We start from the raw sequence: 12,283 nt of genomic DNA, 5'->3' as shown, positions 1-12,283 counted from the left end.
TTTCTATCAATTTCGCACACAAATTTTGATAACTTTCAAGATTAAATGATGGTGTGCCTGCTTGACGGGCTTCTGCTCTGAGTGTCAGAAGTTAGGTTAAATCAGTTGTTAGGAACGAAATAATGTCAAAAATGCAAGAGATGATGCGAAACCATTCAAATGATGGAAAAATTGAATGGATTGGGCTGCGTTCAGCGAAAAAAGCTGAAATGATTAGCGTTGAGAGCGCAAACATACATTTTAACGGCCTTGAAGGCGATTACAGGGAAAACCCCGGCAAACGGGCTGTGACACTCATTCAATGGGAACATCTTCCGGTGATTGCGTCGCTTACGGGACGGGCACGTGTGGAGCCGGAGTTGCTTAGACGGAATATAGCCGTTTCAGGTATTAACATTCTTGGCCTGCGGCGGCATACAATCCAAATTGGAACATCGGTTCTGAAAGTATCCGGTTTGTGCGCGCCGTGTAGTTACATGGAGCAAGTATTTGGCCATGGAGGGTTCAATGCAGTTCGTGGTCATGGTGGAATAACCGCAGAAGTTGCCGAAGAAGGGGCCGTTGAGATTGGGTCGTCGGTCACATTGCTTGAATTTAACGGGCTAGTTGATTGATCCACTGTGCTGTGACGAAATCTATTCTTTATCTTCACTATCTACCGAAGTTTAGGAGGTTCTGTATATAAGTATATGATAAATATAAAAAATTTCATCATGTAAATTATTTCTACGATTCATACGCTTGATTTTTGAAAATAATCACTATATCAGATTGATATATTTACCGGGGAGAATTCGTCAATGTTATCGATTAAAGGTTTAAGCCACACTTATCCAAATGGCGTTCGTGCACTCAATAATATCAATCTTGAGATTCCAAAAGGAATGTTTGGATTGTTGGGGCCAAATGGCGCAGGAAAGTCCAGTCTGATGCGCACAATTGCAACGCTTCAGCAACCAACGGAAGGCACGATAACATTTGACGGCGTTAATACCCTTCAAGATCCTGATAGCCTGCGGAGGATATTAGGGTATTTGCCTCAAGACTTTGGTGTTTATCCACGTGTGACAGCCTATGATATGCTTGATCATATGGCAATTTTGAAAGGGATTAATAACAGTAAAGAACGAAAAGAGGTTGTTGAAGGATTGTTATATCAAACAAATCTATTTGATGTTCGAAAGAAGAAAATTAAAACCTTTTCTGGGGGGATGAGGCAACGATTTGGTATCGCACAAGCTTTAATTGGGGACCCGCAGCTAATCATCGTTGATGAGCCAACAGCTGGCCTTGACCCCGAAGAGCGCAACCGTTTCCATAACCTACTTGCTGAGATTGGTGAAAATGTCGTTGTAATTTTGTCGACGCATATTGTTGAAGATGTTGCGGATCTTTGCCCAAATATGGTGATTATTGCAGGCGGTGAAATCGTGACGGGCGGCAAGCCTGCTGATCTGGTGCAGGAAATAGACGGCAAAATTTGGAAAAAAGCGATCAACAAGGATGAACTTGCAACGTTTAAGGAAGAAAATGCCGTAATTTCTTCACACTTATCGACCGGACGAACCATTATTCATGTTCTGGCTGATAACGAACCTGGTGATGGGTTTGAACCAGTTACACCTGATCTTGAGGACGTATATTTTGCTACCTTATACAGAAGCCGGAATGAAACCAGTGCTTCTGTAGCTGCATAATGGGGGTGACTATGCTGTTCAAAATTGCCCGTTATGAATTCAAATATATGGTGAGATCACCGCAAACTATAGTTGGGTTTGCCGTTTTCTTCCTTTTACCATTTTTCGCTATGGTCAGTAGCAATGTTCAAATTGGTGGTGGCGGAAATGTAATGGTCAATAGTCCGTTTGCCATCATGCAAACGCTTTTGATTATGAGTGTTTTCTCGATTTTTCTCGTGCCGGCGTATGTTGCGAATGCGGTTTTGAAAGATATAGACCATAAAATGGATGGTATTATATTTTCGACACCGATTTCAAAAAGCGATTATCTGTTTGGCCGGTTCTTCGGTGCCTTTGGAGCACTTCTTGTAACCCTATTGGCTATGCCGCTAGGCATGTTGGTTGGAACATTTTGGGGCGGGCTGACTGGTTCGATTGACCCTGAAACGTTGGCTCCAACTAATTTGGGGCATTATGTATATACGTATTTTGCTCTTGTTACGCCTGGTTTGTTAGCAATGAGCGCAATCATGTTTGCGATCACGGTTATGTCGCGAAGTGTAATGTATACGTATTTGGGGGCTATGGGGCTGTTAATGCTCTATTTCATTGGATTAAGTTTCTTTAGGGAGCCGGAACACCGTGAACTACTAGCAATTGTTGACCCGTTCATGGCACGGACGCTCCAGGAAGTTGGACGCTACTGGACTGCGGCAGAACGTAATACGCTTTTGATGGGTTACGAAGGAGTGGTGTTGACCAATCGCTTAATTTGGATTGGTGCGTCGATTGTTTTGATTGGTCTTTCCTATGCTGTGTTTTCTTTCAGAGCTCCAGCAAAGTTGCCAAAAGAAAAGAGTGACAAAAAAGCAAAGGCGAAGCCTGTAACACTTCAAGCACCGCGGATCACACCAGCGTGGGAAAGTGGTTATTGGCGACAGCTTTTTATCAGAACAAAATTCGAAGTTAGTTCGGTTCTTAAGAGTTATCCATTTTACATCATTGTTCTCTTTAGTTTATTCATAATTGTAACGGCTTTGTTTAACCGCAGCGTTGGATATGGATTGGACGCAGTTCCAGTTTCCCGTTTAATGGTTCAAAGTATCCGGGGATTGGATTTAGCCTTTATCGTCATCATTATTTTCTACAGTGCTGATATCATTTGGCGTGAACGTAAAGACGGAATTCATGAGATTATTGATGCGACACCAGTGCCTGGTATGGTTTTCGTCGTAAGTAAACTCGCATCACTCGCTATCGTTTTGACAATTATTGCTGCAATCGGGATTTTTATAGCGATTTCGGTGCAGGTGTTAAATGGTCAGTCGGCTATTGAAATAGGCCTTTATTTACACCGCGGTTTTCTGCATTTCGTCTATCCGTTCTTATTGATCGCAGCACTATCGGTATTCATTCAGGTTCTGGTGAAAAACCGGTTTGTCGGTATGATCCTTATGGTGGTTTACCTTATCGGATCCATCATTTTATCTCAGTTCGGGTTTGAGCATCCGCTTTACTTCTATGGTTCAAGTATTGCGACACCGCTTTCTGACCTGAATGGCTCCGGCCGTTTCATTGAAGGCGATTATTGGCTACAATTCTATTGGACATGTTTTGCTATTCTAATGCTGATGGTTTCCTACATGCTATGGAACAGAGGAACATTACAGCCACTTAGGTATCGTATGCGTGCTTTACGGGCGTTTAAAAAACCTATTGCTGCCGGGTTTGCATTTATCGCATTCGTTGGTTTTGTTGGGAGTGGCGGGTTTATCTTCTATAATACCAATATTCTCAATGACTATGTAACGGGTGATGAACGCGAGCAGCTAGCGGTGGACTATGAAAATAAATACCGTCAGTATGAAAATTTGCCGATGCCGAGAACGATTGATGTCAAGGTTGATGTTGATCTATACCCGTATGAACGTCGGATTGAGACACGTGGAACCCATGTCTTAGAAAATAAAACCGGGGAAACCATTGAGACGGTGCATATTGTCTTCCCTCGAGGGGTGAAGGTTCCTGCTGTTGAATTGGAAGCAGCATCGCTTGAAAGTGTGGATAAGGACTTCAACTACTATATTTTCATACTAGACCGGCCTATGAAGTCAGGTGAAAGACGTTCATTAGCGTTTGAAACATTGATCGATCAGAAGGGGTTTGCCCACTCAGGCAACAGTGTAACGCTCGTCAGAAACGGTACATTTATCAATAATGCGGATATTACACCCTATATTGGTTTCTTCCCAGGGGGGATGTTGCAAGACCGGAATACCCGGAGGCAGCATGACCTACCGCCATTACCGCGGACACCAAAATTGGAAGATGAAAGCCAACATGGTAACAATTATCTGCGGCAGGACAGTGATTTTGTAACTTTTGAAACGACCGTTTCTACAGTTGCCAGTCAGACCGCGATTGCGCCTGGCTATTTGGAAAAAGAATGGGAAGCAAACGGTCGTCGTTATTTCCACTATAAGATGGATGCACCGATTTTGAATTTCTATTCTTATCTATCCGCTGACTATGAAGTTGTCCGTGATGAGTTTGATGGTATCAATGTTGAAGTATATCACCATGCACCGCACACGTATAATGTGCAGCGTATGATCGATAGTGTCCGTGATAGCGTGCGCTATTTTTCAAAGGCATTTAGTCCATATCAGCATAAACAGGTCCGTATTCTGGAATTCCCAGCTTATAGAAGCTTTGCGCAGGCGTTTCCAAATACGATCCCTTATTCTGAAGGTATAGGCTTTATTGCGGATATCACAGGTGAAGATGATATTGACCTTGCTTATTATGTAACCGCGCACGAGGTCGCCCATCAGTGGTGGGCGCATCAGGTGATGTCCGCAAATACACAAGGCGGTACAATGCTTATTGAAACCTTTGCTCAATATAGTGCGCTTCTTGTGATGGAGCAAAAGTACGGCAAAGATCAGATGAGAAAATTCCTCAAGTTTGAATTGGACAATTATCTGTCTAACCGTGGAAGTGACCCTGAGGGTGAGTTACCGCTCTACCGCGTGGAAAACCAAGCGTATATCCATTATCGTAAAGGGTCTGTTGTGATGTATGCGCTTCGTGACTATTTGGGCGAAGAGACGGTTAATCGCGCGTTGTCACGATTAATCAAGGAAACTGGCTTTTCGTCTACGCCGTATCCAACATCACTTGATCTTCTGCGAATTCTTCGTGAGGAAGCAGGGCCTGAATATGATCAATTAATTACAGATCTGTTTGAGCGTATCACCTTGTTTGATCTTAAAGCGGAAGGTGCAACAGTAGTTGAAATGGAGGACGGAAGGTTCAAAGTTTCGTTAACCATTGATGCTGCGAAGTTTGAAGCCGATAATGAAGGCAATGAAACTGCACTAACACTTGATGATATGATTGATATTGGTGTCTTTACAGCTGACCCAGGTGATAGCGATTTTGATTCTGAAAATGTTCTCTATATGAAGAAACACAAAATCAATTCTGATACCAAAACGGTTGAAATAATTGTCGACGGGCAACCAACATTTGTTGGAATTGACCCTTATAACAAGCTGGTTGATCGAAATTCTAACGATAATATCAAATCTGTTAGTACAACAACGCTGGCAAGTGCGTCAGAATAAATGAGAAAAAGGGCGTTACTCTCTATCGGAATAACGCCCTTTTTTTGGATCAAAAAACGATCTGGATTATATTCCACCCATACAGAGATATTTTGTTTCCAGATAGTCGCTTAAGCCTTCACGAGCACCCTCGCGGCCAAGGCCTGATGATTTTACACCACCAAATGGTGCAACTTCAGTCGAGAGAATCCCCTCGTTAATACCGACCATTCCATATTCAAGGGCTTCAGCCACTCGCCATACGCGGCCAATGTCGCGGCTGTAGAAATAACTTGCAAGGCCAAATTCGGTATCGTTTGCCATCTGGATTGCTTCTTCTTCGGTTTTGAAGCGGAATAGGGGAGCAACAGGGCCAAAGATTTCTTCTTTTGCAACAGCCATCTCTGCCGTGACGTCACCAAGGATTGTTGGCTCAAAAAATGTCTGCCCTAACGCGTGTGGATGACCACCTGTGATCAATTTAGCCCCTTTATCAACCGCATCAGCGACATGGCCTTTTACTTTCTCGAGGCCAGTCTGACTAATCAACGGTCCTTGTGTTACGTCGTCGTCAGCACCGTTACCAACTTTGAGGCCTTCAACTGCGGCAGCAAATTTTTCTGCAAACGCATCATATATTCCATCTTGAACAAGGAATCGGTTTGCACACACGCATGTCTGACCGGAATTGCGGTACTTGGACGCCATCGCGCCTGCAACGGCTGCGTCTAAATCGGCGTCATCAAACACGATAAAGGGTGCGTTCCCGCCAAGCTCCAGAGAGAGCTTTTTAATAGTGTCAGCGCTTTGACGCATAAGGATACGCCCAACGTTTGTCGACCCAGTGAATGAAACCTTGCGAACAATCGGGCTTTCGCAAATCTCAAGCCCGACACCTGGCCCATCGGATGAAGTGACAATATTGAAAACACCCTTTGGAAAACCAACCCGCTCAGCAAGTTCCGCGATGGCAGTTGCGCTTAAGGGTGTTTCAGCAGCTGGTTTTAAAACGACAGTACACCCAGCGGCTAAGGCAGGGCCTATTTTGCGGGTGATCATTGCATTCGGAAAATTCCAAGGTGTAATCATTCCGCATACACCGATAGGTTCTTTCGTTGTAACAATACGTTTGTTGCCTGCTGGTGTTGGAATAACATCACCGTATGAGCGGCGGCCTTCCTCCGCGAACCATTCGAGGAAAGATGCTCCATAGAGAACTTCACCGCGTGCCTCGGCAATCGGCTTGCCGCACTCAGCCGTTAGGATTTGCGCTAACTCTTCCGCGTTTTCCTTCATGGCGACAAATAATGCCTTCAAAAGATCAGCACGTTCCTTGGCTGTTTTAGCGCGCCAGGCCGGGAAGGCAGCATTTGCAGCTTCAATCGCTTTTGCTGTATCGTTGCGGTCGAGGTCCGCGACATTTGCAATAAGTTCACCGGTTGCCGGATTTAAAACCTCAAAGCTTTTTGACGCTTCGCCTTTTACCCAAGCCCCATCAATATAGGCATCGGTTTTTAATAAAGAATAATCTTTGTTCATCTTGTTCTCTTTTCAGTAGTTATGACAAGGTTCATTCCTGTGGGTCATTAAACCCGTGAATAGAATATTTTGTCGTGTCTGGATAGCGAATTTGCCGTTTTGATGCATTTGGTTTCTTAAAAGAGTGGCGCCAGACCTCTCCGGGCCATCTAATTTCCGATTTTTTTTGTTTGGGCCAATACACAGCCGTATAAAGTGTTCCAAATCCCTTTGAAAAATTTGTTGAATATAAAGGTGGCTTTAGAAAAGCCCGAATGAATTTTTCTGCGGGTTCATCATGCATTGTCAGTCGCTGAAGCAGAAAACGCTCCCGCTCTACTGTGGCGGTTGCTCTGGCATGACCGTGCCATTCGACATATTCCTGATGATTGGTGGCAACCCGCGTATCAGATACGACGATATCCCTATCAGGGGAAAGATAGGCTGTTGCATGATGTCCGTTTTCGTCAACAACTGTCACATTGTATGCCATATGGCATGGCACACGCTTCAGAACGGACACAGCCTCTTTCGCAGTTTCGCAAAATTCGAGAATATATCGCAGAATTAGGGGCACCCCGAAACCTTCGCCAACAACGCGGCGACCACCAAACGTGAGCGACACAGCAAGGCCGCTATCATTCATGCCGTCAACGACACCCCACATCCCATCTGATGTAGCTGTAACCCGTTTGCCGTTCCAGCAACTGTCCCAGATAATGCCGTCCGATAATTCAGGGGCATAATCATAGTTTCGAACCAGCATGGGTTCTTCGCCTAGCCAGATCGCTTGTGAGCAACCGGATAAATACAATGGCGGTCGATAGAAGCTAAGAAAACGGGCAGCGAGGTCACCGCCGCCGGCAAGTTCGCAAAGCCTGTCATAGGTTGGCATTAATTCAGGCATGTAGGCCTTAAGTGCGCGAACTCCTGCTAAATAGGTCTGCCGCGCACCAATGCCTTCATTGAGAAACCATTTTTTATAGGCCGGCCATAGGCGTGCAAAATGTGCTTGCCACAATGGGCCAGCATCTGCCTCGCAGACCTTTTCAAAAATTAAGTCCATTTATTATTCTTATCAGAGTAACGCCCTGCCTGTCGGCAGGGAGAAATTACATGATTTTAAAAGCAGGTTCATTACTGATGGGCAATGCTTCCGCCGTTGGTAATGGGTTCGCTTTAAATTTACCTTTAATGCCGTCTACCCATTGTTTCGAGCGCTTGCGCAGGCGGAAGCCTTCGCCCATTGCCCGACCACGGGTAACCAGAATACCAAGGTCTGCACCTTCATAGCGATAATCGCCTGGTTTCAGGATACGTAAGAAAAAGGCTTCATTTTCACTGTTAACAGCGCGGCGGTGATAGTCAAAACGATCATACTCCACAGTGCCATCAGGTAACATGCGCCAAATACCGGTTTCAGGTGCTTCTGAAAGGATATCAACGGTATCATCAGTGTGCTTGATGACCATTTGACACCATTCATCAATATTGTCTGCATTTGACCATCGTGCATTCAGCTTATCCACATCTAATTCAAAGGGAACGCCTGAGAATTCAAGTAGATGGAATAGAAATAGAGGGGCATCTGCATGGGCAAAGGCAGCATGATTGGTCATGGAGCTTGCACCGGTCACCCTTGGGTTACATTCACCCAGGTAGACTTCGCCGTCATCGATATCGATTAGATAATCAACCTCAAAATACCCACGGTAGCCTTCTTTCACTAATTGATCGCCAAACTGCTCGGTGTATTTCTTTGTTTTTTGGCGTGTATCTTCATCGAAAGCGTCGGCAAAAATTTCATTGCCGCACCAACCGCCGCGGTATGGCGTAAGCTGTTTAAAGCCAACGAGTTCTGTCATTAATGGACCAACGACGGTTCCTTCTTTGGTCGCGCATGCTTCGACGGCGGCACCACGATTGCGGATGCGTTTCATGATTTTGATTTCGCCTTGGCCAACAATTTTCTGCTCGTAACGTTTGAAATCACGCTCGTTCTTGATAAAGAAGGTGGTATGACCGCTATCACCAAAAGCAGATTGAAGCACTAAATCATCACCTAAGGACTTTGATACTTCTTGCAAATGCTGCCAGCTTTTCACTTCGCTGAGGATGTTTGGTACACTTGGAACGCCTGCTGCGTTTCCAATACGGACAGTTTCGATCTTGTGATCGATTTGTTCTCGAAGTGCTGCTTTCGGGAACCAGACATCAACACCTAATTCCTCACATATTTTTTCAACGCGTTCGTCAAACATTAAGAAAACTACTTTAGGGCGTTTTCCGCTAGATTTCAGCAGATCAACAACTTCCTTGTGTTCAAGTAAGTAAGCATTGATATCTTCAATGCTCTCAAATTCAGGGTGTTCGGTTTCAGTTGGTACAAACACGTTTGGATGCCGACCATCAAAGCAATCAATATAGCTGATAAATTTGAAGTTACGGCACCATTCATCAATACCCAATAAGTTAAAATTGGTAGCACTTATAAAAAATATTGGCTGTTCGTTTCTATGAAAATACCGTCGAATATCCGACATGGTATCAAGTGTATTAATAGTCTTCTTTTTACTGTTGGTATTTTTGCTTTTCGCTTTTTTAGCAACAGATTTAACAGCTTTCTTACTCATAAGGATGCTCCACTTCCACGCTTACGGGTTTCCTGTTCAAGTGCAGCTTGCGTAAAAATTCGCAAGCCAAGTTCAGGGCGATATCCATGAATCTCTTTCACGTCCAATTTGCGAAGAAATTCAATTATTTCCATACTCACAACTTGACCAGGCACCAAAACAGGAAAACCTGGAGGATAAGGAATAACAAAAGATGATGAAACTACGTCACGACCTTCCTTGATCGCTTTATCAAGGTCTGGGCTATCCAGCCGTATATATTCGCAGTTATCGGCGTCATAAGATAAAAAGAATGCTGATCTGGAATCGCCCTCGGCGACCTCTCCTGCGGCATCCTCTCTAAACGCTTCATGAAAACATGAGAAATCTGGAAGAGGGGGTAAATCCTCCACGATTGATTTTACGTTATATTGATGGATTTTTGTTTCAGCAGGGCTCATATCTTCAAGGCGTAATTCAATCTCGTTAGCAACCTTGACAAGAACTTCAATAAGATAAGCAACGGAACTTCGCGTCGTGCCGATATTGGTCATGAAAAGTACGGTATTTCGCGATGTCTTATTGATCTGAATTCCGTATTTATCCATCAGAATTTTATTCTTGAACGTGTCTCCGTCCATACCTGTTTCGCCTACGAAAAGCGTTACACGGGTTGCATCCAGGCAAAATTCATCGCCTTCCCATGCATCCCATATATCTGGCCAGCCGTGTTCGGGTTCATAATAGCTTTCAATGCCGGACTGACGATATTTTGAGGGTACCATATCCCCAACGGTTAGCACCCTGAAATATTTTGAAAGTTTGGGATGGCTCCTGATTGCCTGACGCAACCTCATCGCCATCTCTACTTGTTTTTGAACCAGCTCAAAACCTTCAAGTTCCACTTGTCGTCTGCCAACATCAAGTGATGCAAGTATCTGATAATTTGGCGATGTTGAAGTGTGGGTCATGAAGGCTTCATGGAAGGGTTCTTCAACTTTTGATTTATAGTCCTGATCATAAATATGGATCATGGAACCTTGCCGAAGCGCTGTCAGGGTTTTATGTGTCGACTGCGTCGCGTATACCCTAATTCTTGCTTTATTTGGGTCAGGGTACAATCGTGTATCAAGAATGGCCTCTATATCGTCGTCATCAATGGTAGCCATTGTTTCCTGGAATGCGGCGTATTCCTCGGCATACGTGTCAGATTTCAATCGGCGCCTTAAACTGCCAGCGGAATACATTGCGGTACGTTGCCTGTATGTCGGACCAAAGCGCGCGAAACCAAACCAGGCTTCATCCCAAAGAAAGACAAGGTCGGGTTTGATCGCAAGGCATTCTTCCATTACGCGCTGAACGTTATAAACAATCCCGTCAAACGTACAATTTGTAAGGAGCAACATTTTGACACGGTCAAGTTTGCCTTCCTTTTTCAAGAGAAGCAGTTTTTCCTTGATTGAACGCAGGGGAACCGCGCCGTACATGGAATATTCGCTTAAGGGATAGCTATCCAAATAAACAACATTCGCGCCAGCAAGTACCATTCCATAGTGATGGGATTTATGACAATCCCGATCTATCAAGACGATGTCACCATTTTTTACAAGGGATTGGACGACAATCTTATTGCAGGTTGAGGTGCCATTCGTTGCAAAAAACGTCTGCTTTGAGCCGAATGCACGTGCCGTTAGTTCCTGAGCTTCTTTAATTGGACCATGAGGTTCCAGTAGCGAGTCTAATCCACCTGAGGTGGATGATGTTTCAGCGAGGAAAATATTTAGCCCGTAGAATTCCCCCATGTCCTGAATCCAGTGTGACTTGATAATGGATTTTCCGCGAGAAATCGGTAAGGCATGAAACACGCCCGTGGGTTTCGCGGAATAGTCTTTTAGGGCTGTGAAAAACGGTGTTTTGTATCGGTCTTCGATCCCACGCAGGATATTCAAATGTAACTCGAAGAAGTCTTCGCTACCATAAAAGACGCGTCTGCAAGTATTACCAACTGTACCCGCCACCTCTTCAACGGATTGATCTGTCACCAGAAATAAATCAAGTTCTGGGCGAATATGAGCGAGCGTATCTGCGAGAATACTGCCATAATCGCTTCGATCAGCTTCTTCAATATCTTCACTGCGGGCCCGTTTGATGTATCTGTTTAAAACAGGCATATCGTTTTCTGAATGCAGATCAAAACCAAATCGAATGATTACCGATTGGATATTATGGTTTAAGGAAACTGCAATTAATGCGTCATCCAGGCTCGGAACAAAAACGGGTGAATAAGTGAAGCGGTCTTCATCGCGCCTCATGGACCGTAAGGCTTCACGCTGGCTTTCGCGTTTGTTTATATTGAAGCTATCAACAATTAAAACTTCAAAATATGGTCTAGACCTTGCTCGCTCGAAATCAGCATAACCACCCGGATCTTCTGACGAGCTTTCAACGATATCCTGATCGGTTAAGGCATCCAGTTTTATATGTTTTCGTCGGTATTCGCCGCTTAGAAGTGCTGTCGCAATGCGGGATACCTTGCGGGCGAGTATCTTAAAATCAGCGACTTTTTCGTCTCGGATTAACTCTTCAACAATTTGTGGACCAGGAAAAGCCCAATATATTTCTACAGGCGCAAGATATTCAATGAGTTGGCGTACTTTTTCCCTCAATTTTTCTGAGGGGGTATCCATGGCAGCTAATTGGTGTGTCGTGGATTTAAGTTTATTCCAGGTATCGATCCGGAATTGCGATGCGTTATAATATTCACTGACGAGCTTGCGCTTGTTTTGTTTCTCTTCCGAAGAAGTCATATCCCCGTTTCCCCGATCTGACTTTAAACGTATTTTAGCCTAACACCATTCCCTCAAAT

7 protein-coding genes are annotated in these 12,283 nt (G+C 44.4%); 3 read left to right on the top strand and 4 right to left on the bottom strand.

Annotated elements, in window-relative coordinates; translation table 11 throughout:
- The first annotated feature begins 122 nt into the window (after nt 1-122).
- The 3 genes from KFF44_RS13180 (at nt 123) to KFF44_RS13170 (ending at nt 5,308) form a co-directional block, all read left to right on the top strand.
- Complete coding sequence (locus KFF44_RS13180; RefSeq protein WP_255934918.1) at nt 123-614, top strand: MOSC domain-containing protein; 492 nt, start codon at nt 123-125, stop codon at nt 612-614.
- A gap of 186 nt (nt 615-800) precedes the next feature.
- Entirely contained in the window at nt 801-1,697 is an 897-nt protein-coding gene (locus KFF44_RS13175; protein WP_255934916.1) for an ABC transporter ATP-binding protein, read from the top strand.
- Between the two features lie 11 nt (nt 1,698-1,708).
- Nucleotides 1,709-5,308, top strand: coding sequence for a M1 family aminopeptidase (locus tag KFF44_RS13170; protein ID WP_255934914.1), 3,600 nt, complete (start codon nt 1,709-1,711; stop codon nt 5,306-5,308).
- Nucleotides 5,309-5,374: 66 nt separating this feature from the next.
- Here the strand turns inward: KFF44_RS13170 and KFF44_RS13165 are convergent, their stop codons facing one another.
- Genes KFF44_RS13165 through KFF44_RS13150 form a run of 4 tightly spaced genes read right to left on the bottom strand, consistent with a single transcriptional unit; the run spans nt 5,375 to nt 12,224 of the window.
- Entirely contained in the window at nt 5,375-6,826 is a 1,452-nt protein-coding gene (locus tag KFF44_RS13165) for an NAD-dependent succinate-semialdehyde dehydrogenase (RefSeq protein WP_255934911.1), read from the bottom strand.
- A gap of 31 nt (nt 6,827-6,857) precedes the next feature.
- Nucleotides 6,858-7,871, bottom strand: a complete 1,014-nt coding sequence (locus KFF44_RS13160; RefSeq protein ID WP_255934909.1) for a C45 family autoproteolytic acyltransferase/hydolase — start codon at nt 7,869-7,871, stop codon at nt 6,858-6,860.
- A gap of 46 nt (nt 7,872-7,917) precedes the next feature.
- Nucleotides 7,918-9,438, bottom strand: coding sequence for a biotin carboxylase (locus KFF44_RS13155; RefSeq protein ID WP_255934908.1), 1,521 nt, complete (start codon nt 9,436-9,438; stop codon nt 7,918-7,920).
- Nucleotides 9,435-12,224: an aminotransferase class I/II-fold pyridoxal phosphate-dependent enzyme gene (locus tag KFF44_RS13150; RefSeq protein ID WP_255934906.1), complete on the bottom strand. Its 2,790-nt coding sequence runs from the start codon at nt 12,222-12,224 to the stop codon at nt 9,435-9,437. Before KFF44_RS13150 ends, KFF44_RS13155 begins: the two co-directional genes overlap by 4 nt.
- Nucleotides 12,225-12,283: the final 59 nt, after the last annotated feature.

It is taken from the genome of Kordiimonas sp. SCSIO 12610 (genome assembly GCF_024398015.1).
GTDB lineage: Bacteria > Pseudomonadota > Alphaproteobacteria > Sphingomonadales > Kordiimonadaceae > CANLMI01.
This window is presented reverse-complemented; position numbering and strand designations above follow the sequence as displayed.

Excerpts from the sequence above, each read along its gene's own strand:
- KFF44_RS13180 (WP_255934918.1), top strand. The coding sequence starts at position 123 with ATGTCAAAAATGCAAGAGATGATGCGAAACCATTCAAATGATGGAAAA.
- KFF44_RS13175 (WP_255934916.1), top strand. The coding sequence starts at position 801 with ATGTTATCGATTAAAGGTTTAAGCCACACTTATCCAAATGGCGTTCGT.
- KFF44_RS13170 (WP_255934914.1), top strand. The coding sequence starts at position 1,709 with ATGCTGTTCAAAATTGCCCGTTATGAATTCAAATATATGGTGAGATCA.
- KFF44_RS13165 (WP_255934911.1), bottom strand. The coding sequence starts at position 6,826 with ATGAACAAAGATTATTCTTTATTAAAAACCGATGCCTATATTGATGGG.
- KFF44_RS13160 (WP_255934909.1), bottom strand. The coding sequence starts at position 7,871 with ATGGACTTAATTTTTGAAAAGGTCTGCGAGGCAGATGCTGGCCCATTG.
- KFF44_RS13155 (WP_255934908.1), bottom strand. The coding sequence starts at position 9,438 with ATGAGTAAGAAAGCTGTTAAATCTGTTGCTAAAAAAGCGAAAAGCAAA.
- KFF44_RS13150 (WP_255934906.1), bottom strand. The coding sequence starts at position 12,224 with ATGACTTCTTCGGAAGAGAAACAAAACAAGCGCAAGCTCGTCAGTGAA.